Origin of the sequence: Acinetobacter sp. ANC 4558 (assembly GCF_002135375.1) — a bacterium.
Lineage (GTDB): Bacteria > Pseudomonadota > Gammaproteobacteria > Pseudomonadales > Moraxellaceae > Acinetobacter.
In genome coordinates this window covers 191,556-216,008 of record NZ_NEGH01000001.1, presented here as the reverse complement: position 1 = coordinate 216,008, position 24,453 = coordinate 191,556, and the positions used below count along the sequence as shown (strand labels likewise).

Genomic DNA, 24,453 nt, shown 5'->3' with positions numbered 1-24,453 from the left:
TTAAATCATAAACACTTTTTTATGATTTGTAAAACCTTTTTTTCATCTTTTACAGCAAGATATGTAAATTTTTTAAAATAAACTCTATGAATTGTAAAATATGAATAAATTCCGTGTGTTATGAAAGGTAATCATAATGTAATGTTCTGTAAGTTAGAAAAAGATAAACAATCTGGTAGTTTTTAATAGTTAGATTTAGTACTGCTTAGTTCATAATCTTGAGAGTATTTTAAAAAGATGGATTTTAATCTTGGATATTGCAGTGATTGGTAGCGGTATGGCTGGACTCGCTACAGCAAGAATTCTAAAAGACGCTGGACATAATATTACAATATTTGAAGCGTTACCTGGCAGAGGTATGGACAGTCATAGTATGGAGTTTGAAGGTGGCTTAATTGATGCACCTTTACGCGTAATGAATCCTTATTTGTGGAAGAACACGTTAAGCTTGGCAACACATTTAGGTATTAAAACCTATCCAGTACGTACATATATGGCATGTAGCTGGTTATTTGAAGATAAAACTGAAACATGGCTCACGACAACACGTAGTCGAATTGGTAATTTTCCAATTATTAGCAATCGAAAAGGAATGCAACAATATGGTTGGCGTTTAGTCAAAGGTATGTTGCAACTTAAAGTTGCAATTGCAAAATTCTTTAGATCTAAAAATCAAGATATGACACTTGCAGATTTCATAAATCATAATGAAATTGAAGAAGTATTTTGGCATGGTGCTGTGATGCCTGTGCTTTATACGATTTGTACATGTAATCCTAAGACAATAGGAGAGTGGCCGGCAAAGCCATTACTCACTTTTTTACGTCAACTAACCGATGGTGATGCATTGTTGCGTTTACAAGGTGGTACGCCTGCTTTTGTAGACAAACTTATTGATGGCATTGAAATTATTAGTGATGCTGCAATTGTTGATGTTCGGGAAAATGAGCAAGGTGTTGTCATTAAAAATAACAATCATCAAGAGTTTATATTTGATCGGATTGTAGTTGCAACGCCAACAACCAAAGTTGAAGAGTTTCTAAATCAGAATCAATTTGCAGATGATATTCAACTACTGAAAAAATTTAAGTTTGAAGATGGTGATTTAGTCATTCACACCGATTCGACCGTGATGCCTCCAAAGCGTAAAGATTGGTCGGTTTTAAGCTATATGATGGATCGTAAATTTACCAAACAACAATTTACGGTATGGCTCAATGCAGTAGAACCTTCTTTAGTAGGTAAAAGACCTATTTTTCAAACCTGGCGTCCAGTTACTGAGATTGATCCAAAAAAAGTAGTAGCCTCAGTTAAACTAACGCGTGCTGTTGTTGATTCACAAACTGTTGCATTGAATAAAGAATTACAGTTACGTCATCAGCAAGCCAATAGAAAAGTTTTCTTTTGTGGATCTTGGTCATGTGATGGATTACCAATATTAGAGTCCGCGGTAACATCAGCCATGCATATTGCTGAAATTTTCCAAGCACCAATGCCTTTTATTGGTTTAAAACCGAATGTGGAGGTTGCACCACAACTGGGTTATTAATGGATGATAAAGTTACTTCAATACATACAGAACAAGTTTCCAAAACATAAATATGCAATTCATGCTGCTTTATTGGGAGATAGTTCCGAATGTGCTTGGAGTAATTTAGGTTTATGGCAAGGTGAGGAAAGTTATCCGCAAGCTTGCCAAAATTTAGCAGACTATTTAGGACAAAGTTTGCATTTAAATTCAAACGATCATCTTTTAGATTTAGGCGTTGGTTATGGTGCGAGTTTATTGTTCTGGCAAAATAAATATCAGATAAAGAAAAATATACAAGCCGTTGAATTACAAAATGATTGTGTTTTAAAATTAAAAAAGCAGAATTTAAAAAATATTCAAATATTTCACGAATCTTATTTAAATTTAAAAAAGATTCCATTTCAGAATAAATTTGATGTCGTTGTTTGCATAGATTCAGCATATCACCATGCTTTGAATTCATTTATAGATGCACTGGTTCCTGTTTTAAATTCAAATGCGCGAATAGGCTTTCATACGCTGGTATTATCAGAACGTTGGCATACTTTAAGTTCAATTGATAAACAGCAATATGCATGGTTACTTAAATTGGCAGATGTGAATTTAAAAAATTTAAAAACAAGTAAAGAATTAGAAATCTCTTTGAAGCATGCTGAATTTAAAAATATTGTGATTAAAAATTTATCCAAATCTGTTTTCTTCGGTTTTTCAGAATACGTAGAACATAGATTATCGAAGAATAAAAATAATATAGATTATTTAAAAATTCAAATGACTGCTAAGTTGTGTAAAAAACTTTTTAAAGATGGTTTTATTGATTATGTACAAGTGACTGCGCACTATAAATAAAATATGAAATGCTAAAAACAACAAAGGCTCACTAAAAAGTGAACCTAAGTATATGGTGCCGGCACACGGATTCGAACTGTGGACCTACTGATTACAAGTCAGTTGCTCTACCAACTGAGCTATGCCGGCTTTGTTGGATGCATTTTACAGAAAGTTTTTTTGAATGCAAGCCAAAAAATAACCGATTAATAATTTTGTGTGAAAATATTGGAAGAGTTCATTTAATATGAGGTTAATTATAATATTTAAATCGCATTTAGCTCGCTAAATAGCGAGCTAAAATAAAATGAATCGTTGAAATTAAATGTATTTATTTGTTCCTTAAAATTCGATCTAAGTCTTGTGCACATTCTTCTAGGGTAAACGCCATTTCCAGTTGCATTTGAGGTTTCAACTCATTTGCTAACTGTCGCCATTGTTCTATTAATTTTAAAGCATTTTGTATCCTATGTTTATTTACATCTTTCGCAATAGTCGGGGTATATCCACCGCGTTTAGCATTTTTAATTTGTTTGACATAATTTTGGCTGTTATTCATATTCGCTCCCGAATAGCAGTTTTTATGTTGATATCTCGTCGTTTTAAACAATTTGTAAATGTAAGTGAATGCTAAGGTTTATCAATCATTGCTGGTATAAAGAATGTTTGGTTAAAAGACCTCATTGTTATCATAAAAATAGGGTAATTATTATTTAGCATAAACTTGATAAATTGTCTTATTTTCAGCATATAAAAATTGTAAAAAATATTAAGAAAAATTAGCGTTTTAATCTTTTTAAAATAGAGGGGAAAATTATCTCTTTTTTATATCCTAGTGAAATGATATAGCGATCAGATCAATAACTTAGTTGTTTTAAAATGAATTGAATTTAAATTCAAATAAAACTGTGACAAACATAGAATTAAAACTAAAAATGATGAAAAAGAGTTCAATCATTTTTTTAACTGTCATCAAATTGAGATAAAAATGACACAAAATCTAAAAAATTTAGTTTTTGGAATTTAAAATATGATGAAGCATCAGACACTTAAACGGTTAGGATTTACTACATTATTTGCATGTTGTCTTGGTTTGGTCGGTTGTGATGATTCTAATGATCATGAGCAAGTCGTTGTTCAGCCTGAAAAACCAGTCGATCACCGTAATCAACAGTTTTTAAATGCAAAGGCTGGTGATGTTCTAGAGGTCAAAATTGCAGAGTTAAATCCAAGTCAAGGGGCGATTGGCTATGATCAAATTTATTATAAATTAGGTCGTTGGCAAGGTGATGCTCAACGGAACACTTGGCAAAAAGATGATGCAAATCAATTTAAATATCTTAAAAATACCATTGGTAAAAAATTCAGTGATTATTGTGAAGATATGGGAGGGGTTTCAGGTAAAGACTTTGCAAATATCTTTGCTTTAGAAAGTGCAAAATTAAATGATGCAACAACGTTTGAATGTGAAAAACCATTAGGCTCTGAAGTCGCAAGTTTAAAAACAGTGGTGATAGGTTATGACGGTAATTTATATTTAACAGATGGTCATCATACCATTACGTCTTTATTAGAATTACCTGATGGCGGTAAAAATTTAAAAGTATTTGTGCGTGTTGTTGCAAATTATAGTGATTTAAAAACAGCAGATGAATTTTGGGCAAAAATGGTTGCAAATGGACAAGCATGGTTAAAAAATGGTGCGAATAATACAATTACCTATCAACAACTGTCTAAAAACCTTGGCTTAAAATCGAGCAGCAATCCAAGTGGAATGGAAAACAATGATTATCGTTCATTGGTTTATTTCACTCGAAATATTGGCTATAGCAAAGTTGAAGGTGCTGCAGATTTTGCAGAATTTTTATGGGAAGATTGGTTTCATAAACAAATAGAAAAAGGTTTAGTCCCTGCTTTATCTGAGTTTCATTTAGATGTGAAGCAATATGCGATTGAGGATATTCTTGCAGAAACTTCAATTAAAAAAACATTATTACTTTCAGGGAGTGCGACTGGATATCAGGCAGCTGTTGCAAGATACTCTATTTTAATGGGTTCAACACAGCCTACAGATATTATTTATAATGATAAAACAGCCCAAAGTATGGGTGCTTTAGCCATTAGTGAGACAAGAGATAGTGATGACTTTAACGATTTAGTTCGAACAGATGTGAAGAAGGATGGTACACCTCGCTCGGGTGGAAAAATTTGGTATGCAATTAAATATCAAAAATGTGGCATTCCACAAGATCAGTTAAGCCGTGCATGTTGGGGCTGGCAATAAATAAAAGCATTATATTTGAATTACTGAAGCTACCCTAAGAAGTCATTTATTAGGGGCGTTTGCAGAAAATTTGGTCATTTTTCTTTTATGCATTGATCAAAGGAATAGAGATGATCAATGCATAAAGGGTATGCATTTATAAGAGGGATAAAGAAGACTAAAAAATTATTGATGGCGATGAATATATTTTTCTAAGAACATATCTATCGATAAAATTTTTGATTTATTTGTAATTAAATAGCCCAATATCATCATATAAATAAAATCATGTATGTAAAAAAACCAACTTAACCAAGTAATGATGGATTCTCCAGTAGGTATAATATAAATTCCGACAGTACAGAGTGCAACGAAGCATATAAAAAATAATATTATTCCAGATATTTGTGTTAGTAGACCAATGATCATGAAGAATCCAAAAACTAACTCAAATAAAGAAATAATCACTGCTGTAAATTCTGGGTATGGAATTCCTGCGGCCGCTATTGTTTCTAGCATGATGGCACTATTTTTCTCAACAAAAACTTTATTAAATCCTGTTGTGAAAAAGAATAATCCGATAGAAATTCTACTTAAAAATAGAATAATTTGAGAGACAAAAGGTTTATGTAAGAAATTATTAAAAATAAAATTAGTCATTATTCAAAGTATAATTAAAATGATATTTTTCTTATCAAATCATCTTTTGTCAAGTCGTATAAAATATAATCAGATTGTGGTGAGTACAAAAAAGGCTTAACTCCTTTAGAATTAAGGCTTTCTATACTACTTTGGAGTGCAGTTCTTTGCAATTTGGCGGTGAAAGAGGGATTCGAACCCTCGATACGCTATAAACGTATACACACTTTCCAGGCGTGCTCCTTCAGCCACTCGGACACTTCACCATTAGGGTGTGGATAATAACGAAAAAAGATTAGTCTGCCAAGTCGAAACAATTGATTTGCACAAAAACTTTGCAGGTAATGTTATCATTCGCAAAAATACTGTCTAAAACGAAGACAAAATATGCAAAACACTGCAAAAAAAGCTGCCTTACCTGCGATTACATTAGCTGCTCTTGGCGTTGTATTTGGAGATATTGGTACAAGTCCTCTTTATGCGCTGCGCCAATGTTTTTTAACTGCACATTTAGCCATTACAGAAACGACAGTGCTAGGGATCTTGTCTCTTATTTTTTGGTGCATGATGCTAACCATTAGTTTTAAGTATGTGACCATTATTATGCGTGCTGATAATAATGGTGAAGGCGGAATTATGTCTTTACTCGCACTCAACTTACGAACGACACGTATTGCAGAAAATAAAAAAATTTATTTAATTGCTTTAGGTTTTATTGGTGCATCACTTTTTTTTGGTGATGGAATTATTACTCCTGCAATCTCTGTGTTGTCTGCTATTGAAGGTTTAAGTATCGCAACACCGATGTTTAATCAATGGTTAGCACCACTTTCAATTGGCATTTTAGCAGGGCTTTTCTTGGTTCAACGCCATGGTACTGGAACCATGGGTAAACTCTTTGGTCCACTCACTTTAGCTTGGTTTTTATCCATTGGTTTGGTTGGGCTGTGGAGTATTATTCAAACCCCATTTGTATTGGCAATGGTAAGTCCACATTGGGCATTGAATTTTGTCATACACCAACCATTTGTTGCGTTTTTAACGATGGGCGCTGTTATTTTAACAATGACAGGGGGGGAAGCTTTATATGCAGATATGGGGCATTTTGGTCGTTTACCGATTCGTTTAGCTTGGTTTATTGTTGTTTTACCTTGTTTATTACTAAACTATGCAGGACAAGGTGCATTATTGCTGCGCAATCCAAATGCAATTGAAAATCCATTTTATATGCTCGTGCCTGAATGGGCATTATTTCCTATGATTGGATTGGCAACTGCTGCTGCTGTTATTGCATCTCAAGCGGTAATAACGGGCGTCTTTTCTATGGTTAACCAAGCGATACAATTACGTTACTTACCACGTTTAACTGTGCGCCATACCTCAGAAGTTGAACAAGGGCAAATTTATTTACCCTTTATTAACTGGATGTTATTTATCTCCGTTCTTATTCTTATTTTACTGTTTGAAAATAGTGCAAACTTAGCCAGTGCTTATGGTGTAGCTGTCACCATGACGATGCTGTGTGGTACGATTTTAATTTCAGTACTTGCTTATGGCTATTGGCGTTGGCCAATTTGGAAAGTCGCGCTATTCGCTATTCCATTTTTATTTTTAGATTTAGTTTTTGTAGCTTCAACATCCCTCAAAATTATTGCAGGCGGATGGGTACCAATTTTAATCGGTGCAATGTTATTTACTGTATTGATGACATGGAAAGATGGACGAGCATTGGTACTCAAACGCCTTAGTAAAGATGCTTTGCCGATGGATTTATTCATTAAAAGTGTCAATATGGGCGATGAAATGAAGTTTATTCCAGGTGATGCTATATTTTTAACTGGGACACCAAATATTGTTCCACATGCCATGTTACACAATATTAAGCATAATAAGGTATTACATGAACGCAATATCATGGTTACAGTAATTACTAAAGATATTCCTTTTGTGAGCGATGAAGAACGTCTTCATATTGAAAAATTAGATGATCGTTTTTACCGAGTCTTTATGTATTATGGATTTAAAGATCAACCTAATATTCCGACTGCTTTACAACAGGCTTATCATGACCTCGAATTTGATTTCGATTTAATGCAAATAAGCTTCTTTATTTCAAGAGATCGAATTATTCATACCTTGGGTGAGGGAATGGCGCCGTGGCGTGAAAAGTTGTTTATTTCAATGCAACGAAACACCAGTCCTGTCAGTGATTTTTATCAAATTCCAACCAATAGAGTGGTTGAATTAGGAAGTCAGATTGAAATTTAAATCGTTTATTTGAGTTATAAAAAACCAGAATTCTTTTCTGGTTTTTTATGGATAAATTATTTGGATAAAAGATTTATTTCCGATAGAGAGAAATGTAGGTAAATTGAAAAGTGCGTATATTTGTTAAACAATTGATGTCTGACTACATATACAAGTTCATATTGCCTTGATACCCTGAAGAATGCTTAATTTATTCATCATTAAAATTAAATTGAATCGCTTTAGTGTTACATATAAATATGACTATTTTGAGTAATGATTATGGATTCAGTGATTTTGATATAAATTGAATAAAATATTAATCCATTCATATGGTCATCTTTTTCGGTTTGTGAATTATTTGTTGTGAAATTTCAATCTTATTTAATTGCTGCTAGTTTTTTATTGAGTTTTTCTGCTTCTGCTAAAGAAAGTGTAAGTAACTCTGAATATGGCGGAATCGCAAAAAAACAACCAATTGCATTATATAATAGCAAGCAAAAAAAGGACTCATTTGAAGGGTGTCAAAATTTATTTCCAAACAATAACTCAGATGAAGTTACAGGTTTATTTACAGACCATGCTGGAATTTGGAAATTTAGAAAATTATGTTCAGATAATTTTGCAGTTTTATATTCAGACCGTACAAAAACGCCAATCCTTGTCGTTGAAAAATTAAATGCCATATCACTCAATAAAAGAAGCAAAGGCTTAGCAAGAACTGATATTTTTTATACAGATCCAAGAACACCGTCAAATGGTCAGGCAAAAATTTCAGATTTTAAAAATGCGAATCCAGGGGTGGATAAAGGTCATTTAGCACCTGCAGGAAATGCGTTAACTGAAAAAGGAATGGCTCAGACTTTCGCACTTTCAAATATGATTCCACAAGATTCTAATAATAATCGGCAGGCATGGAATAAAATTGAAACAGATGTGAGAAAATATATTTTGCGCTCTAAAGGTGATACTTATATTTTAACTGGGGTTTTATTTGATCAAAATGAACAATCAATTGTTAAGTTAGGTAAAAATCAAGTTTGGAAACCAACGCGTATTTTTAAACTCGTATATAACACTGCAGAAAATAAAAGTTGGGCATATATTGTGAACAATGCACCAACACAAGTTCCTCCACCTGTTCCATATTCTCAATTTGTAAATTCGACCAAGATAAAATTTAATTTTTTAGAAGCTGGTCAACCTCAAGTTCTAGAGACAAATGAAGTTTTAACGCATGATCCAACCCGTATAGATCAGAATAAAGATACAGACACATTACAAGATAAGTTTCTATCGATTATTTTGAATAATATTACTGAATTTCTAAAGAATATTATTCAAACTTTTCTTGCAAAATTTTTTCATTAAATGAACACGAATGATCAAATGATCCCATAGTTTTAATTGATATGGCGCTGAAAAAAAGAAAATCGACGGTCACGAATAAGAAATTAGGTATATATTTAATCCAACTATTCTTAGGCGTGGTGGCTGTAGGATGTTTGATTTTAGGATATAACTTCAGTTTAAAAATGAAATTTCCTATTTTTCCAACGATTGCGAATGAAAGATGTTTGAAATCATTTTATCAAGAGACGCCTCCATATTTAAATAAAGCGAGTTTAAAGGTGGAGAGTTATCCCTTATGTTTTGATGGCTTTAGTTTAGTATATTCAGATCTTTCAAAAACTGCACTTTGGGCGGCAGAAGTATTAAGTCCACATAATTTACGTTTGATTCATTCAGCAGAGAGTGTTTCCATGCGAATCAATTTAAGTCAACAAGCTGATTTGAAACATCATAAATTGGAGGGTTATTATTTATGGAAAATGCTCACAACAGATCAAACATCGGAAGTCATGGAACAGGAAAGTGATTTCTTAATGAAAAATAGATTGCCTTTAGTTTCAAAAGAAAAATATGAATTGTTATTAAATGTAGAACAAGCCATTCGAATGATTACTCAGCAATATAAAGCGAGTGTGTATGTTGTGACAGGCCCTATTTTTTTAGAACAAGTCTTGAAAACGATGAACGATAATACATTTGTACCATCAGCTGTATTTAAAGTGATTTATATTCCTAAAACAGGCGTGATAGGCGCTTATTATGTCCCAAACGATTTATCCTCGCATGTGAAAATTGTGAGTGTGTGCTACTTGGAAGAACGATTAGGGATGAATTTATTTCCTCAATTATCAGAAGATGAAAAGAGAAATACATATAAACTGCCTTGGGCAGAAACCAATGTGAACGCTGAACATCCAATCGAATATTTATACTGGGATGCACACAGCCAGTGTGAGGCAGATGTTGTTGAAAAATCAAAGAATAGAATATAGAAAACGTTTAAATTAAACAGATAAACATTATTAAGAACCTATATCACATGAGTATTGAATATTTCACATTGCATGAAAAAAAATTATATTTCATGCAATGTGGCACAGATAACTTATGATTCTTGGGCAACTTCACTGGCTGCAGGTTTATCAAGTTTATAGGTTTCCTCTTCAACATCTGCTTCAGCAAAAATGAAATAAGCAAGCACAGCAATAATGATGATAAGAATAGCCAGTGAAACTTTTTTTAAATTATTCATAATAAAATCTTTTCAAATAGAAGTTGTTAGGATATTAAAACCCAAGGCTGAAATCTATTATAGATATATTTTTTTACGAGTAAAACCAGTAGAGGATAAAAAGTACAGCTTATTCTATGGAGAAGAAGAAAGTTTTATCGTTAAAAGAATTAGAAAATGCAGCAACTAAATCTTATTAAGACGTTAATTGCTGTATTGTTTTTGAGAGGAAGAGATTGAGTTTTAATTTTAATCTTTTGAATTTAATAATATTTTATAAATTATTCCACCTAAAACTCCACCTAAAATCGGTGCAAGCCAAAATAACCACAGTTGACTTAATGCAGCTGTTTCTGCAAATAAAGCAACACCAGTGCTTCGAGCTGGATTTACTGATGTATTGGTGATAGGAATGCTAATCAGGTGAATGAGGGTTAATGCGAGGCCAATTGCAATAGGTGCAAAACCTAATGGTGCTAATTTATCAGTTGATCCCATAATGACAATGAGGAAACCAGCAGTTAATACAATTTCAATGATCAGTGCAGATGTAAATGAATAATGTCCTGGTGATAGATCTCCAAAACCATTAGAGGCAAAACCAGCGACACCTGTAAAGTCACCTTTACCTTGTAGAATGAGATAAAGAATGAAAGCTGCCAGAATGGCACCTACAACTTGAGAAATAATATAGGGAATCAAGTCTTTTGTGGGAAAGCGACCACCAGCCCATAAACCGATACTAATTGCTGGATTGAAATGAGCACCTGAAATATGTCCTAATGCATAAGCTGCAGTTAATACCGTAAGACCGAATGCAAGCGATACACCAGCAAAACCAATACCTAATTCAGGATATGCAGCGGCGAATACAGCACTTCCACATCCACCAAACACAAGCCAGAATGTTCCGATGAGCTCTGCTAAATATTTATTCATTTTATTACTCCAGATATTTATTTTGATTTATTTTTATTAAAAAATGTTTTTTATAAACATTTAAACTTTAGCTGTTTTTTTTAATCTTGCAAATAGACTGAATTGAAATATTGATGGAGTTTAACTTTTAGATATAAGCATTCGAAATAAAGAGGCTATTTTTCATTCAATGAATCAGTATTTTTAGTTCTATTTTATAAGTAAAATAATTTTAAAATCAAAGAGATGTGGTTTTGGATGTGTGGCGTGCTATTTTTAACTTTTAAGTGATGATGGCAAAAATAACTTTGATTTGACCAAGTGATGGGGATTGCAAAGGGCTTGTAATTTTTGACAAACCCTTTATGGTTCATTTTTAAAGACGCATTTCAATGCCTTGTTCTGCTAAATATTTTTTAGCTTCAGGAATAGTGTGCTGACCAAAATGGAAAATAGAGGCAGCAAGTACAGCATCTGCACCACCTTGAATAATGCCATCAGCCAAATGTTGTAAATTACCAACTCCGCCTGAGGCAATGGTTGGAATAGTGACACGATCATTAATTTGACGCATTAATTTAAGGTCATAGCCTGCTTTTGTGCCATCTGCATCCATTGAGGTAATGAGTAACTCACCAGCGCCATAATCAGCCATTTGAACAGCCCAATCAATGGCATCTATGCCAGTTGGTTTACGCCCGCCGTGGGTGAAGATTTCCCATTTATTCTCTGCAGTTTTTTTCGCATCAATTGCCACAACAATACATTGCGCGCCAAAACGTTGCGATGCTTCTTGTACAAACTCAGGATTAAAAACAGCGGCAGAGTTAATACTGACTTTATCGGCACCTGCATTGAGTAAGAGACGAATATCTTCAACTTTACGTACGCCTCCACCAACAGTAAGAGGAACAAATACAGATTCAGCCATTCGTTCTACAGTACGATAAGTCGTGTCACGACCATTTGAGGTTGCTGTAATATCTAAGAAGGTGATTTCATCTGCACCTTGTTCGTTATAACGACGAGCGACTTCAACAGGATCGCCTGCATCACGAATATCGAGGAATTGAACACCTTTTACGACACGACCGTTATCTACGTCTAGGCAAGGAATAATGCGTTTAGCAAGCATGATTTTTTCCAATAATTACAGCATATTATGAAACTAACCTACGGATGGTGCTACACCTTGGTAGATGGACAAGGTATTCTATCAAAAATATATAGGTTTTTTGCAGGTTTTATATGTCGGTTTATACCACTTTGACGTTAAAGGAAGTTCAAGATTTTGCATCACCTTATGGATTAGAGGTGATTGATCTGATTCCCATTCAAGGAGGTATTCAAAATACAAACTATTTTTTAGTAACTCAAGACGCTCAGCAGTTTGTATTAACAGTGTTTGAAGAAATGGATGAATACAGTGCAGGAGAGCTTGTCCCTGTACTTGAACATTTAGGAAGTAATGGGGTTGCGGTCGCAGTGCCTTTAAAACACTCAGGAAATGCAATTCATTTTATTAAGAATAAGCCTGCACAAATTGCACCGCGTTTAATGGGTAAACATCCTATGACCGCAAATATTGAACAAGTGAAAGCAATTGCGATAACTCAAGCAAACATACATGTTGCATTGCAAAAATTTCCTTTAGAACGTAAAGAATATCGCGATCATGAATATTGGTTACAAGTTTCACAAGAAATTAAACCAACGTTAAATATTGCAGACAAAACACTGCTTGCAGAATTATTGGGTTTATATGACGCTTTAACCATGGTATATCCAGATCGCCCTCGTGGGTTTATTCATTCAGATTTATTTCGAGACAATACTTTGTTTGAAGGAAATCAATTAAAAGGGATATTAGACTTTTATGAGCTTAATAAAGATGAATTATTATTTGATATCGCTATTACTCTAAATGATTTTTGTACAGCATATCCAGAGTTGATAATTGATGAAGAGAAGGCAATAGCATTTTTAAATGCATATGAAACGATAAGACCATTAACATCTGATGAGAAAGCTTGCCTTGAATTATATTTAGCAATGGCTGCAGGGCGTTTCTGGATGATGCGCTTACAAGTTGCACAAAAAAATATAGAGGAAGGGCGAACAGGTGGAGATATTTCACAAAAGAATCCACTTGAAATGCGTAATATGTTAATTGAACGATTAAAATTTATTTCAGTATAAATGAGGAGTGAAAATGCGTGATCAAGGCAGATTAATTGAATGGTTTGATGATCAAGGTTATGGTTTCATTCAGCCCAGTGATTTGACTAAGGATCGCGTATTTCTTCATATTAAGAGCTTCACAAAACCTGGCCCAAGACCTATTGTTGGATGCGCTTTAGAATATACGGTTGTGATTGACGAGAAAGCCCGTTATAAAGCAATAGAGGTTGCCTATTTAAAAGCACATCAAATTCAACATATACAGCAAGCGAAAAAAAGTATCCAGAAACAAAATACAACGCTTACGAATACAGTAAAGATAATGCAGATACTTTGTATTGCTTATATTCTTGTCATCGCGGGATTAACTATTTTAGGATTTCTTCAAGGAATTTTTCTTTTGATTTTGTGTATCATTAATGGATTGACTTATTGGTGTTATGCACAAGATAAAGAAGCCGCTCAATTGGGGGGTAAGCGAATTTCGGAACAATTTTTACATATTTTATCATTTATAGGAGGGTGGCCTGCCGCGTGGCTTGCACAACAAAAGTTAAGACATAAAACAAAAAAACAACCATTTCAGCGTATTTACTTTTGTACAATTGCTTTTAATATCTTATTAATCATTTGGTTAGTTTCTCCATTTAATCAGTTGTAACTCTAACGATTTCATTTTATGGGTGTAGAGGATAAAAAATAATGAACAATTTAAGTGAACAAGATCCGAATAAGTCACTGACCTTAGTCTTATATTTACTTTATATTTTTGCAATTTTTTCTGGTGGAATATTAGCAATTATCGCGTTAATTATTAACTATATAAAACGCTCTGATGTAAAAGGGAGCATTTATGAAAGTCATTTTACTTGGCAAATTCATACTTTTTGGTGGTATTTATTTTGGAATATCATTGCTTTTGTTCCCTTTATTTTTCTTTTATTTACGGAGAATAACCCAGATTTATTTGCAGGAGTGGCATTAGCAACAACATCATTTTGTATTGTCGTCATTGGAATTGCGTGGATCTGGATTATTTACCGTGTCATTTTAGGTCTCGTGCGCTGGCGCAATAATCAACCGATGTATCAAGCGTAATTTAAATAAGGATAGATATAGGATACTTTGTTGAGTATGTGTTTAAAGATGGGGAAACCTAGGATATATTTTTAAATACATACTTCAGTGTTTAGAGAGTTTTTTATCTACAAAAATTGATTTAACCTTATAATTAATAAAATTTTTTTGAAAAATTAAAAATATTACTCTAATTTAGGTCATACTTTTATATACATTTATTTGTGTATTTTTGCATAACATTTAAAACACTTTTGATTTTTAATGGTATTGACTTTTGTTTATTTTTTAAAAATAAAAAATAATTTCAAACTAAAGTTTACATTTTTATGACTTAATTCGCTTTAATTTCATTTGGAGGAAGAGTTTTAGAGCTAATTATCATTTAGTAATGATTATCATTTGCCATTAATTTATCATTTTTAATATGTATAATTATCGAAAATTTTCATTAAACTCAATTCAATATGAAAAACCTAAGATATGAACAGTATGTTGCAGTATTGGCAATTTTTACTGCTCCAACCGTATTTGCCAATCAAGAAGCATCAAGTTTACCTGTGATTACATTGTCAGCAGAAGAAAATAAAACAATTCAAGAGGCATATAAAGGGGGTGGAAATATGGATATTCCACGAACGGAAAATGATATTCAGCCCTATACCATTATTTCAAGTGAAACCATTCAAAACTTAGGGGCAACTAATGTTTCAGAGGTTTTGAATAAGGTCTTAACTTCAAATACATCTACACCAAATCGCTCTGGCAGCGGTTTTACAGGAACCGCAAGCCGAATTAATTTACGTGGTTTAGGTGCAAGCCATACTTTAGTTTTAATTAATGGGCGTCGTTCAGCTGGGATCGGGGATCGGGGGGATTCAGAGTTATCGGATCAACCTAACTTAGATAATATTCCACTGAGTGCAATTGAACGTATTGAAGTCTTACCAACCTCAGCATCTGCAATTTATGGTTCGAGTGCTATTGGTGGGGTAATTAATGTCATATTGAAAAAAGATTATGTTGGTTCAGAGGTAAACGTACGTTATCAAAATAGTGTTGATGATAAACAACCGGTAAAGTCTTTAAATGTGGTGACTGGTTTTGCTTTGGAAGGTGGACGTACACAAGTGATGTTAACCGCATCAAAGCAAAATCAAGATGCTTTAACACAAGGCGATCGAAACTGGCGTACGATGGCTAGAAATTTACAGTTAAAGAATAATCCAAATTTAATATATGGCGCAGCAAACCCACCCTCTGGGCACTTGGTGAATATTAAATCTGTGAATGGAAGTGAATTGGTTCCAGGATCTGGTTCGAGTATGGCGCATATCCCTAAAGGCTGGAAGGGTGATCTGAGTCAGTTAAAACAAGGCTATGCTTTGGGTTTATCAAATGGCATGAGTGCATGGTCTGCAGATACACCACTCATTGCAGACAGTCGGTCTGAATATTTTGGATTGTCGATTAATCGTGATTTTACTGAACAATTAAATGTATATTTAGAAGGAAGCTATGCTGAAGAAAAAGCCAAGCATTTCACGACACCACATGGCTATGGCACAGTGACTTATAAAGCAAACAATCCTGCGAATCCATTTGGTCAAGATGTGAAGGTTACTTTCCCAGTCAATTGGTCAGATATGGGAGAGCTTGCATATCGTCATGCAAATAATAAAACGAAGCGTATCGCGACAGGTTTTACTTATGATCTCACCCCGAATTGGGTTGTTTCTGCGGACTATGCATGGAGCCGCTCGAATATTGTAATTAATTATCCTCGTTTGGGCAGCAATAACCCTGGAGCGAAAGATTGGGCAATTGATTTTAATAATGGCTCAATTGATTTAATTCAAGATACCACTACTAATGGAACCAATATCTTTAAAAAGTATTGGAATTACCCAATTACACAAACACAATCTACTTTAAATGATTTTGCTTTACGTGCGGCAGGATCGGCATATCGATGGTATGCAGGTGATATTAATTTAGCGACAGGTCTTGAATATCGCAAAATTGAAGCAGAAGGTTTCGCGGATCATCAACATGTTGATAATCCTTGGCGTAAACCGACTGTACGTCATATGAATGCGAGTAGTGTATATGCGGAGTTAAATATTCCATTTGTTTCATCTGAAATGAACATTCCTTGGGTCAAACATTTAGATATGCAATTGGCTGGTCGTTATGAACGTTTTGATGTGAAAGCACGTACACCGTTATATAAAGTAGATAATATTACAAAATATAATTCAATTTTAACGGGTTATGACGTTCAACAGAAAGTGACCTATGATGATTTCACCCCGACGATTGGTTTTAGCTATGCACCGACCAATGAGTTAATGTTCCGTGCCTCATTTAGTAAGGGGTTTATTACTCCTGATCAAAATCGTTTAGCAGAGCCTTCTATTGGTAAAGTGACTAATGGAACATTAACGGACCCAAAAACGGGTGAATTGTTAGCAGAATATGAGTCAATTTCTGGGGGGAATCCAAACCTAACACCTGAGTCATCAGAAAGTTGGAATGCAGGAATTGTCTATACGCCTGAAAATGTTTCTGGACTACGTTTATCTGTCGATTATTTTAGAATTAAGAAAGATAATAATATAGCAACACCAACAGCACAATATTTGTTAGAAAATGAACAAAAATTTGCGAATCGTATAAAACGAGACAGTAATGGTAAGGTGGTTTCAATTGATACGACGCCATTTAATGCTTTAGGTTTGAAAACGGAAGGTGTTGATACCAATATACGTTATCATTTTGATTCATTGATAGGACTTTCACAGTTTAGTTTGGGGTATACCTATACGGATGAATATAAAGAACAACGATCTTTAATTGGTGGTTGGGATAGTCGTTTAAATGGTTCAGCAAGCGGTGATCCAATTCGTCATCGTGCAAATGCATCTTATGTTTTAGAGCCAACAGATCAATGGACCTTTGGCTGGTCTGTACAATATTATGGAAGCTATAATATTACCGATAAAAATGCGATTTTAAGTCAAACTGGTTATGCTTCAGATGAACTAAAAATTGATGGTGAATTTTTCCATGATATCTTTGCGCGTTATAAATTTAAAACACCGAAGTTAAAAGATAGTAGAACTGAAATTACTTTTGGTGTGAATAACTTATTTAACAGTTATACCTTGGATATGTCTAATACAAACTACATTAGTCGTTATACAGATCCACTTGGAAGAAACTATTATGTGAATATGAAGTTTTCTTTCTAATGACGTAGATATTGATAATAAATATAGTAAACGTTAAAGAGTGTGATGAAATACTTAAAGTACTTCATCACTTTTTTTAATTGATTTTTTGAAAGGTTTAAATCTTATTTCACTGATAATCACGCCAATGACCACAAGTAAGCCACCGAGTAGAGCAAGTGCAGGTAAGCGTTCCCCTACAATTCTGCCAAATAATGCAGCCCAGACAGGCTCACCAGCATAAATAATTGCAGCTTGTGATGGTGGGACATAGCGTTGAGCCCAGTTCATTAATGATTGCAGTAGTGCACTTGTGAGTCCTAAAGCAATGGCAACATAGATTAATCCCCAAGAAAATGTTGGAAGCTCATATTCACCTGCAAGTGGCATTGCTGCAAATGAGATGATGGATGCAAAGATGAGCTGAATAACCGTGACGCGTCGTATATTTACTTTTCCAGCAAAATAGCCAATCAAAATAATTTCAAGTGCAATTGCAACAGAGCCAATAATGGTAATAATTTGTCCTGAATTGAGCTGAATTTGATTCAACCCGTTTCCAGTCAAGAAAATTAACCCAATGAAAGCAAAGACAATACCAATTAAAGTCATAATATGAGGGACTTTACGAAAAATAAGCCAAAGCAAAATGGGAACTAGGGGAACATATAACGCAGTTAAAAAGGCAGATTCGCTGCTGCTAATAGTCTGCATACCAACGGTTTGCGTGCCATAACCTGCAGAAATAGCAGCACCAATTAAGGCACCTGCAAAAATTTCTTGTCGTGTAATTCCTCTCATATATTTAAATGATAGTAATCCAACAATTAGTGCTGCAATGGCGAAACGACTTCCGACCAGAAACATGGGAGAGCTGTAATTTAAAGCATGTTGAACAACAACGAAGGTTCCTCCCCAAATCATGGTCATAATCACCAATGCGATTTGTGGGGCTTTTCGTTGTAAAAAACTGGAGTTCATAAATTAAAAAATAGTCTAAAAATAACAGAATTATAGTCTCGCTATTCTTAGTATTCTGCAAGATATGAATGATTTATATTAATGAGAAAATTATATTATTTATTGTCAAACATAGAGTATTTATTGATATCTTATAAAAAATAAAGGTCAAACGACTTCTTTTATATTCAGCTCATCTAACTCACATGAGATATAAAAGAAGTCTTTACTTAAGAATTATGCTGTTTTTCCATCAAGGAATGATTGTGCTTCATGTAGGTTTAAAGTCCCTTCATAAATTGCACGACCTGTAATCGCACCAAGAATACCAGGTTGACCCTTTAAATGGCGGACATCGTCCAAATTGGTTACACCACCAGACGCAATCACAGGCAAACCAGAATAAGTCGCTAAATTTACAGTTTGTTCAACATTCACGCCTTGCATCATACCATCACGTGCAATATCGGTATAAACAATGCTAGAAACCCCTGCATCCGCAAATCGTTTTGCTAAATCTGTTGCTTTTACATTGGTGACATTTGCCCAGCCGTCTGTTGCAACCATACCATTGATTGCATCGATGCCTACAATAATATGTCCAGCAAATTTTTTACATGCTTCTTCAACAAATTCAGGTTCTTGTACTGCTTTTGTGCCAATAATTACAAAACTTACGCCTGCATCTAAATAGTGTTCAATTGTTTCAAATGAACGAATACCACCACCAATTTGAATTGGTAACGTCGGTTGAGCTTTTGCAATGGCTTCAACCACGGGTTTATGAATAGGCGTACCTGCGAAAGCACCATTTAAATCTACTAAATGCAGGCGGCGTGCACCTTCACTTACCCAATGCTGTGCTGTTGCTACAGGATCATCAGAAAATACAGTATCGTCTTCCATACGACCTTGTTTTAAACGAACACATTTGCCATCTTTCAGGTCAATTGCGGGGATGATTAGCATGCTTTCGCTCCTAGCTAAATCTGAATCAGTTTTATTGCGGGTCATATTAGCAAAGTATTGGTAAATTTCTAAGCACAATGAGAAGGATTTCTTTTATTTACGTGATCTTAATTTTGAATTGGTCTGTGAAATCGAAATTGGTAATCGTCCAAGACGATTGAGCTCTTCAAAGATGAGTACGGGTGCATAAGCATCTGCTGCTGCATATTCGATTTGTTGCAGGCTTAAGTTTTTATTTGACCAATTGGATGTGCTGATTTTTTTAGATTTTTTAAAATGAACCTGAAAGAGTAAAGCCAGTGCATTTTTAAGACCAACTGGAGTGTTTATTCCAAAAGAAGTAAAGCATTTAGCAAGATCAAGCATATTGTGGAGATCGATATGATACTTTTGAAAGAGGCGTGCATCATTTTTTAAACCGAAACCCACTTTTATCTGTTCATGATTCATTAAAATAGGGCGTAAAAACTGAAGGGTATCCTCATTGACCATAAATAAATAAGCACGTTCCAATGTCGCAAGTTGAATGAGATGAGGACCTGTTTGAGTTTCACCTTTAATAAAGGTAGGCTTGGATTCTGTATCAAAGCCAAGTAAGGTTGCCTGAGATAATTCTTTTTGGTGTGAATAACATTGCTCAAGGGTTTGAAGTATGAAGATATGTTGAGCATCTAAGTTTTGAAATAATGGAAGTTGTTCAATGCTCTCTTTTGAAGGCAATATACTTTGCATAATGATCTTTAAATAATGAAATTCTTTTATAGGTTAAGAGGATTAGAGATTAAAGCAAGATGTAAAGAGAACTCATAGAAGTCAGAATTCTCTTTAAGAATAATCTCTTGTATTTAAAATAATAATTTCATCATTTATTGAGTATTCATGACTAAAATAATGCTACTTAGGATTGAAACAATAACTAAAATTATATAAATCCAAGCCAGTACTTTTTCCCACCCTTTGGTGATGCGTTGAGGTCCATAATTATTTTCTCCTTGTGTACCAGGTGCAAATAATAAATATAACGCAAGAATAAGATTTACAAGTGGAATAAAGATAAGTAACGTAAACCATCCCGTTTGATTGACATCATGTAAACGACGAATCATGAACGTGATATATAGATAAAAGAATGCAAGCGTAAAAATAATCAGAATAAAGATCAATGGCGTTGAAAGCGCTTGTAAATCTTGTGGTTGACTGTAGTACCCGAAACTGACTATAGGAATAATTAAGAATAGATATAAAATGATAGAACTAAGCGCGTTCCACGCTAAATAGGATAAGCGACCAAAGCGACCTTGTGCTTTTAATGGATGATCAACAAATGGTTCTGGATTTATACTCATATTGTTATTTTCCAAGTAAAAAATATTAAATATACTAACGATTATAGCGTGTAATGATTTTTAAAAATATGATCAATAATTTGCTGTTATGTTGATATTTAATGAACAAACAGCGTCATCATTAAACCCAAAATATACATTATTTATTGTATTTTGAAGTGAAGAATAATAAATGTTTTGAAACTAGATATGATAGTTCGTTCAAGTGGTTATAAGTCCATTTAAATGAGCTTATAACCTTTAATGGTACTTTTAAATCTTCCAGTCCACAAAATTTTTCAGTAGCTGTAAACCCACTGTATGACTTTTTTCAGGATGAAACTGCGTGGCAAATAAATTTTCTTTATGGATAGCTGTACAGAACTCTAAACCATAGTCACAGGTCGCTGCTGTAAGATGTGTATCTTTTGGTTCAACATAGAAACTATGCACAAAATAAAAACGAGCATCTTGTTCAATGTTATTCCACATTGGGTGACTCGGGTCAGTTTGATGTACTTGATTCCAACCCATATGTGGAACTTTGAGTCCTTCAATGTGTGGAAAACGCTTTACGGTTCCTTCAAAGATCCCCAGTGCATCTGCACCGCCATTTTCTTCAGAATGCTGCATTAGTGCTTGCATACCAACACAAATAGCTAGCACAGGCTTGTTAAATGCGGCATGACGTACCACATCGTCAATTCCTGCTTCATGCATACCTTGTATGCAATCGCGCATTGCGCCTACCCCAGGAAATACAATTTTGTCCGCCTGCGCAATCAATTTGGGATCATTGGTAACATCTACAGTAGCACCGACATGTTCGAGTGCTTTTGCTGCAGAGTGTAAATTTCCCATGCCATAATCAAGAAGGGCAATGCGGGTCATTACAAGGTTCCTTTTGTTGATGCAACGGTATTTTCTGCACGCGGGTCAATCTCACAAGCCATACGTAAAGCGCGTGCAAAAGCTTTGAACACACATTCAATTTGGTGATGGCTATTTTTACCTTTCAAATTATCAATATGTAAGGTGATTAAAGCATGATTCACGAAACCTTGGAAAAACTCAGAGAACAAATCAACATCAAAAGTTCCAATACGTGCACGTGTAAATGGAATATCCATCCATAATCCTGGGCGACCAGATAAATCTACAACAACACGGCTTAAAGCTTCATCGAGTGGTGCATAAAAATGACCATAACGACGTAAACCTTTTTTATCACCTAATGCTTGTGCAAAGGCTTGTCCAAGGGTAATACCACAATCTTCTACGGTATGATGATCATCAATTTCAAGATCACCATCGCAATGAATATCAATATCAAATAAGCCATGTCGCTTGATTTGATCTATCATATGGTCTAGAAATGGAATACCTGTATTGAGGGTGCCTTGACCCGTACCGTCAAGGTTCACACGAACTCGAATTTTGGTTTCGTTGGTATTTCTTACCACTTCACTGATACGTTGCGTCATAGACACGTTCCTTAAAAACGTCAAAAATGATAGATATAAAATGTTTTTCGTCGCCGTGACGAAGTCACTGCATATTAGATTGCTCAGGAGGGTTAATCAATGCCTATTACCGTTCATCCTAAAACTTCTATTGAAAATGAAGCTATCCGTAATCAACTTGAGCGACTTTATGATACTAGCCCTGAGTTTAGCGATGGCAAAGATGCAATTGAACAATTAGAGCAGAATCTACTACAGTATACATTACTTTACACAGCAGAATTTAATACGAAAATTATTGCGGCAATTTGGTGCACGGGACAAGGTGAAAGTAAAGTTTTAGAAAATATTGTTGTACATCCTGCAAATCGAGGACGAGGAGTTGCGGATCGATTGGTTTCAGAAGTTTGCCGAATAGAGCAAGCAAAAGGTGTACAAGGTTTTGAACCCGGTTGTGGTGCGATTCATCGTTGCCTTTCCAAATTAGGTAAAATTTGAATATTTCTTCAACGATTGGTGAATAAAATGGTTTAAAAGTAAACAGTTGTTGCATTTTTTCTAAAAGGAGACTTGACGAATTATCGACTTAACTGTTTAATACGCGTCATTGGCGTGATAGCTCAGTCGGTAGAGCAACGGATTGAAAATCCGTGTGTCCCCAGTTCGATCCTGGGTCTCGCCACCATTTTCAAACGTATTTGCGTTTTATATATCTCTGATCTCATCAGAGATTTTTTTTGGGTAAAATTTACGCGATCAAATAAAAATATTTTGAATTTAGTTGACTATTAAGCTGAGATACGGCTTAATACACGGCATTGGCGTGATAGCTCAGTCGGTAGAGCAACGGATTGAAAATCCGTGTGTCCCCAGTTCGATCCTGGGTCTCGCCACCATATTTAAAAACCTCAAACATTGTTTGGGGTTTTTTATGTATGAATTAGACAAAAGAATAAGATATCAATATTTTTCAATCTAATAATTTATTTATATAATTCAGGTTATATGAAAATCAGAAGAACAATGAAAGATGAAAGATTTATTTTCTAGTTGTAGTTCCTTGTATCAGCTTGCACGACCAACATATCCTGAAAGCATCGTACAAGAAATTTTATCTCATGTTCATTCAAGGCAAACGGTATGGGATTGTGGTGCTGGCTCTGGGCAGTTTACTCAACGACTCAGCCCATATTTTGATAAAGTGGTTGCAACTGATTTAAGTGCGCAACAATTAGAACAGGCACCCTATGCTGAGAACATTAACTATCAAGTTCAAGTTGCTGAAAAAACAAATTTTCCAGACCAATCTTTTGATTTAATTACCGTTGCACAAGCCATTCATTGGTTTAATTTTGAAGATTTTTATCAAGAGGTTCGGCGAACATTAAAGCCGAATGGGATTTTTGCAGTCATTGGCTACGGACTTATTATTATTGATCATGCAATTGTGCATGCTGCGGTTCAGTCGTTGTATTACCAAACTTTAAAAGGTTATTGGGATGCTGAGCGACGTTATATTGATGAAGGCTATGCTACGATTCCTTTTCCATTTTATGAAATTAAAACACCAAAATTACAAATGGAATATCAATGGAGTGCCTCTCAACTGTTAGATTATTTTAATACATGGTCAGCGATTAAACATTACAGACAACAAACAGGAAAAGATCCCTTAATTGAATTAAGCGAAATCTTAAATCAACCAGCACAAATTTTTACTGTTCAATTTCCTATATTTTTAAGAATTGGAGCATTAACAAAAGGTTAATCTTGAATTAAACGTTTTCCGAAACAAATGACCTCAACTTCTTCATAACCGAGTTGTTCATAAAAATTTTGTACGTCAATATTTTCCTTGCGAATGAGCAGTTGTAGTTTCGGACAGCCTAGGGCAATTAAGCGCTTTTCTAGTTGTTGTATAAGCGCTGTTGCAACACCATTACGCTGAGCATGTGGATGTACTGCTAAATAATTAACCCAGCCACGGTGACCATCATAACCACCCATGACAGAGGCAATTAATTCACTGTCTTTAATGGCAACTAAAAATAACTGATCGTTTTGTGCTACTTTTCGGAAAATATCAGTTTCTGGGTTGTTCCATGGGCGAGATAACTCACAAACTTCCCACAATGCAATGACATCATCTAAATCAGTTTCAAGGAATTGGCGAATAATAAACATGGTGATTTTTGAACCAGCATGAACATAATAGAATTAGCTTAATTTTTTTTG

At 34.6% G+C, this 24,453-nt stretch carries 24 protein-coding genes and 4 tRNA genes; 14 read left to right on the top strand and 14 right to left on the bottom strand.

Features of this window, described 5'->3' with window-relative positions; genetic code table 11:
* Nucleotides 1-250: 250 nt before the first annotated feature.
* The gene (locus tag B9T31_RS01085; protein WP_139840888.1) at nt 251-1,549 is read left to right on the top strand and encodes an FAD-dependent oxidoreductase; all 1,299 of its coding nucleotides are present in this window, start codon (nt 251-253) and stop codon (nt 1,547-1,549) included.
* A gap of 6 nt (nt 1,550-1,555) precedes the next feature.
* Nucleotides 1,556-2,380: an SAM-dependent methyltransferase gene (locus B9T31_RS01080; RefSeq protein ID WP_086180376.1), complete on the top strand. Its 825-nt coding sequence runs from the start codon at nt 1,556-1,558 to the stop codon at nt 2,378-2,380.
* 53 nt (nt 2,381-2,433) lie between these two features.
* On the opposite strand, the gene B9T31_RS01075 is transcribed toward B9T31_RS01080, so the two are convergent.
* Nucleotides 2,434-2,509 (bottom strand) — tRNA-Thr (locus B9T31_RS01075).
* Nucleotides 2,510-2,690: 181 nt separating this feature from the next.
* On the bottom strand, nt 2,691-2,918 hold the full coding sequence (locus B9T31_RS01070; RefSeq protein WP_086180114.1) for a hypothetical protein: 228 nt from the start codon (nt 2,916-2,918) through the stop codon (nt 2,691-2,693).
* Between the two features lie 474 nt (nt 2,919-3,392).
* On the opposite strand from B9T31_RS01070, the gene B9T31_RS01065 reads away from it, so the two are divergent.
* Nucleotides 3,393-4,643: a ParB/Srx family N-terminal domain-containing protein gene (locus B9T31_RS01065; protein ID WP_171264667.1), complete on the top strand. Its 1,251-nt coding sequence runs from the start codon at nt 3,393-3,395 to the stop codon at nt 4,641-4,643.
* 165 nt (nt 4,644-4,808) lie between these two features.
* On the opposite strand, the gene B9T31_RS01060 is transcribed toward B9T31_RS01065, so the two are convergent.
* Nucleotides 4,809-5,282, bottom strand: a complete 474-nt coding sequence (locus B9T31_RS01060; RefSeq protein ID WP_086180112.1) for a DoxX family protein — start codon at nt 5,280-5,282, stop codon at nt 4,809-4,811.
* A gap of 154 nt (nt 5,283-5,436) precedes the next feature.
* Nucleotides 5,437-5,527: transfer RNA gene (locus B9T31_RS01055), tRNA-Ser, on the bottom strand.
* Nucleotides 5,528-5,648: 121 nt separating this feature from the next.
* On the opposite strand from B9T31_RS01055, the gene B9T31_RS01050 reads away from it, so the two are divergent.
* The 3 genes from B9T31_RS01050 (at nt 5,649) to B9T31_RS01040 (ending at nt 9,853) form a co-directional block, all read left to right on the top strand.
* Nucleotides 5,649-7,529 (top strand): potassium transporter Kup, encoded by a 1,881-nt coding sequence (locus tag B9T31_RS01050; RefSeq protein ID WP_086180111.1) that lies wholly within the window; start codon nt 5,649-5,651, stop codon nt 7,527-7,529.
* A gap of 345 nt (nt 7,530-7,874) precedes the next feature.
* Nucleotides 7,875-8,879: a DNA/RNA non-specific endonuclease gene (locus B9T31_RS01045; RefSeq protein ID WP_171264657.1), complete on the top strand. Its 1,005-nt coding sequence runs from the start codon at nt 7,875-7,877 to the stop codon at nt 8,877-8,879.
* Nucleotides 8,880-8,920: 41 nt separating this feature from the next.
* On the top strand, nt 8,921-9,853 hold the full coding sequence (locus B9T31_RS01040) for a DNA/RNA non-specific endonuclease (protein WP_086180109.1): 933 nt from the start codon (nt 8,921-8,923) through the stop codon (nt 9,851-9,853).
* A gap of 113 nt (nt 9,854-9,966) precedes the next feature.
* On the opposite strand, the gene B9T31_RS17745 is transcribed toward B9T31_RS01040, so the two are convergent.
* From B9T31_RS17745 to hisF, 3 genes are all read right to left on the bottom strand, one after another.
* Nucleotides 9,967-10,113, bottom strand: a complete 147-nt coding sequence (locus B9T31_RS17745; RefSeq protein ID WP_171264656.1) for a hypothetical protein — start codon at nt 10,111-10,113, stop codon at nt 9,967-9,969.
* A 228-nt stretch (nt 10,114-10,341) separates the two neighbouring features.
* The gene (gene aqpZ, locus B9T31_RS01035) at nt 10,342-11,031 is read right to left on the bottom strand and encodes an aquaporin Z (RefSeq protein ID WP_086180108.1); all 690 of its coding nucleotides are present in this window, start codon (nt 11,029-11,031) and stop codon (nt 10,342-10,344) included.
* A 355-nt stretch (nt 11,032-11,386) separates the two neighbouring features.
* Nucleotides 11,387-12,145 (bottom strand): imidazole glycerol phosphate synthase subunit HisF, encoded by a 759-nt coding sequence (gene hisF, locus B9T31_RS01030; RefSeq protein ID WP_086180107.1) that lies wholly within the window; start codon nt 12,143-12,145, stop codon nt 11,387-11,389.
* 113 nt (nt 12,146-12,258) lie between these two features.
* Here hisF and B9T31_RS01025 point away from each other — a divergent pair, with 113 nt between their 5' ends.
* From B9T31_RS01025 to B9T31_RS01010, 4 genes are all read left to right on the top strand, one after another.
* A complete protein-coding gene (locus B9T31_RS01025) occupies nt 12,259-13,209 on the top strand; it encodes a homoserine kinase (RefSeq protein ID WP_086180106.1) in 951 nt (316 codons plus the stop codon).
* Between the two features lie 13 nt (nt 13,210-13,222).
* Nucleotides 13,223-13,852, top strand: a complete 630-nt coding sequence (locus B9T31_RS01020) for a DUF1294 domain-containing protein (protein WP_086180105.1) — start codon at nt 13,223-13,225, stop codon at nt 13,850-13,852.
* A gap of 41 nt (nt 13,853-13,893) precedes the next feature.
* Complete coding sequence (locus B9T31_RS01015) at nt 13,894-14,289, top strand: DUF4870 family protein (protein WP_086180104.1); 396 nt, start codon at nt 13,894-13,896, stop codon at nt 14,287-14,289.
* Nucleotides 14,290-14,735: 446 nt separating this feature from the next.
* Nucleotides 14,736-17,522, top strand: a complete 2,787-nt coding sequence (locus B9T31_RS01010) for a TonB-dependent receptor (protein ID WP_086180103.1) — start codon at nt 14,736-14,738, stop codon at nt 17,520-17,522.
* A 54-nt stretch (nt 17,523-17,576) separates the two neighbouring features.
* Here B9T31_RS01010 and B9T31_RS01005 read toward each other — a convergent pair whose 3' ends face one another.
* The 6 genes from B9T31_RS01005 to hisB all read right to left on the bottom strand — a co-directional run bounded on the left by B9T31_RS01005 (nt 17,577) and on the right by hisB (nt 22,239).
* Nucleotides 17,577-18,482, bottom strand: coding sequence for a DMT family transporter (locus B9T31_RS01005; protein ID WP_086180102.1), 906 nt, complete (start codon nt 18,480-18,482; stop codon nt 17,577-17,579).
* Between the two features lie 216 nt (nt 18,483-18,698).
* Nucleotides 18,699-19,430 (bottom strand): 1-(5-phosphoribosyl)-5-[(5-phosphoribosylamino)methylideneamino]imidazole-4-carboxamide isomerase, encoded by a 732-nt coding sequence (gene hisA, locus B9T31_RS01000; protein WP_086180101.1) that lies wholly within the window; start codon nt 19,428-19,430, stop codon nt 18,699-18,701.
* A 93-nt stretch (nt 19,431-19,523) separates the two neighbouring features.
* Entirely contained in the window at nt 19,524-20,162 is a 639-nt protein-coding gene (locus B9T31_RS00995) for a 3'-5' exonuclease (RefSeq protein WP_086180100.1), read from the bottom strand.
* Between the two features lie 134 nt (nt 20,163-20,296).
* The gene (locus B9T31_RS00990; RefSeq protein ID WP_086180099.1) at nt 20,297-20,776 is read right to left on the bottom strand and encodes a DUF805 domain-containing protein; all 480 of its coding nucleotides are present in this window, start codon (nt 20,774-20,776) and stop codon (nt 20,297-20,299) included.
* A gap of 252 nt (nt 20,777-21,028) precedes the next feature.
* The gene (gene hisH / locus B9T31_RS00985) at nt 21,029-21,646 is read right to left on the bottom strand and encodes an imidazole glycerol phosphate synthase subunit HisH (protein WP_086180098.1); all 618 of its coding nucleotides are present in this window, start codon (nt 21,644-21,646) and stop codon (nt 21,029-21,031) included.
* Nucleotides 21,646-22,239 (bottom strand): imidazoleglycerol-phosphate dehydratase HisB, encoded by a 594-nt coding sequence (hisB, locus tag B9T31_RS00980; RefSeq protein WP_086180097.1) that lies wholly within the window; start codon nt 22,237-22,239, stop codon nt 21,646-21,648. Before hisB ends, hisH begins: the two co-directional genes overlap by 1 nt.
* 99 nt (nt 22,240-22,338) lie before the next feature.
* Here hisB and B9T31_RS00975 point away from each other — a divergent pair, with 99 nt between their 5' ends.
* From B9T31_RS00975 to B9T31_RS00960, 4 genes are all read left to right on the top strand, one after another.
* Nucleotides 22,339-22,716, top strand: a complete 378-nt coding sequence (locus B9T31_RS00975) for a GNAT family N-acetyltransferase (RefSeq protein WP_086180096.1) — start codon at nt 22,339-22,341, stop codon at nt 22,714-22,716.
* A 111-nt stretch (nt 22,717-22,827) separates the two neighbouring features.
* A tRNA-Phe gene (locus B9T31_RS00970) sits at nt 22,828-22,903 on the top strand.
* A 135-nt stretch (nt 22,904-23,038) separates the two neighbouring features.
* A tRNA-Phe gene (locus tag B9T31_RS00965) sits at nt 23,039-23,114 on the top strand.
* Nucleotides 23,115-23,248: 134 nt separating this feature from the next.
* A complete protein-coding gene (locus B9T31_RS00960; RefSeq protein WP_086180095.1) occupies nt 23,249-23,986 on the top strand; it encodes a class I SAM-dependent methyltransferase in 738 nt (245 codons plus the stop codon).
* Here B9T31_RS00960 and B9T31_RS00955 read toward each other — a convergent pair.
* Complete coding sequence (locus B9T31_RS00955) at nt 23,983-24,402, bottom strand: GNAT family acetyltransferase (RefSeq protein WP_086180094.1); 420 nt, start codon at nt 24,400-24,402, stop codon at nt 23,983-23,985. The genes B9T31_RS00960 and B9T31_RS00955 overlap by 4 nt on opposite strands.
* Nucleotides 24,403-24,453: the final 51 nt, after the last annotated feature.

Bases quoted from the DNA above. Each gene is read 5' to 3' on its own strand.
- B9T31_RS01070 (WP_086180114.1), bottom strand. From the start codon at position 2,918: ATGAATAACAGCCAAAATTATGTCAAACAAATTAAAAATGCTAAACGC.
- B9T31_RS01020 (WP_086180105.1), top strand. From the start codon at position 13,223: ATGCGTGATCAAGGCAGATTAATTGAATGGTTTGATGATCAAGGTTAT.
- hisA (WP_086180101.1), bottom strand. From the start codon at position 19,430: ATGCTAATCATCCCCGCAATTGACCTGAAAGATGGCAAATGTGTTCGT.
- B9T31_RS17745 (WP_171264656.1), bottom strand. From the start codon at position 10,113: ATGAATAATTTAAAAAAAGTTTCACTGGCTATTCTTATCATCATTATT.
- B9T31_RS01015 (WP_086180104.1), top strand. From the start codon at position 13,894: ATGAACAATTTAAGTGAACAAGATCCGAATAAGTCACTGACCTTAGTC.
- B9T31_RS00955 (WP_086180094.1), bottom strand. From the start codon at position 24,402: ATGTTTATTATTCGCCAATTCCTTGAAACTGATTTAGATGATGTCATT.
- B9T31_RS01060 (WP_086180112.1), bottom strand. From the start codon at position 5,282: ATGACTAATTTTATTTTTAATAATTTCTTACATAAACCTTTTGTCTCT.
- B9T31_RS01050 (WP_086180111.1), top strand. From the start codon at position 5,649: ATGCAAAACACTGCAAAAAAAGCTGCCTTACCTGCGATTACATTAGCT.
- hisH (WP_086180098.1), bottom strand. From the start codon at position 21,646: ATGACCCGCATTGCCCTTCTTGATTATGGCATGGGAAATTTACACTCT.
- hisF (WP_086180107.1), bottom strand. From the start codon at position 12,145: ATGCTTGCTAAACGCATTATTCCTTGCCTAGACGTAGATAACGGTCGT.
- hisB (WP_086180097.1), bottom strand. From the start codon at position 22,239: ATGACGCAACGTATCAGTGAAGTGGTAAGAAATACCAACGAAACCAAA.
- B9T31_RS01065 (WP_171264667.1), top strand. From the start codon at position 3,393: ATGAAGCATCAGACACTTAAACGGTTAGGATTTACTACATTATTTGCA.
- B9T31_RS00990 (WP_086180099.1), bottom strand. From the start codon at position 20,776: ATGAGTATAAATCCAGAACCATTTGTTGATCATCCATTAAAAGCACAA.
- aqpZ (WP_086180108.1), bottom strand. From the start codon at position 11,031: ATGAATAAATATTTAGCAGAGCTCATCGGAACATTCTGGCTTGTGTTT.
- B9T31_RS00995 (WP_086180100.1), bottom strand. From the start codon at position 20,162: ATGCAAAGTATATTGCCTTCAAAAGAGAGCATTGAACAACTTCCATTA.
- B9T31_RS01005 (WP_086180102.1), bottom strand. From the start codon at position 18,482: ATGAACTCCAGTTTTTTACAACGAAAAGCCCCACAAATCGCATTGGTG.
- B9T31_RS01040 (WP_086180109.1), top strand. From the start codon at position 8,921: ATGGCGCTGAAAAAAAGAAAATCGACGGTCACGAATAAGAAATTAGGT.
- B9T31_RS01025 (WP_086180106.1), top strand. From the start codon at position 12,259: ATGTCGGTTTATACCACTTTGACGTTAAAGGAAGTTCAAGATTTTGCA.
- B9T31_RS01010 (WP_086180103.1), top strand. From the start codon at position 14,736: ATGAAAAACCTAAGATATGAACAGTATGTTGCAGTATTGGCAATTTTT.
- B9T31_RS00975 (WP_086180096.1), top strand. From the start codon at position 22,339: ATGCCTATTACCGTTCATCCTAAAACTTCTATTGAAAATGAAGCTATC.
- B9T31_RS00960 (WP_086180095.1), top strand. From the start codon at position 23,249: ATGAAAGATTTATTTTCTAGTTGTAGTTCCTTGTATCAGCTTGCACGA.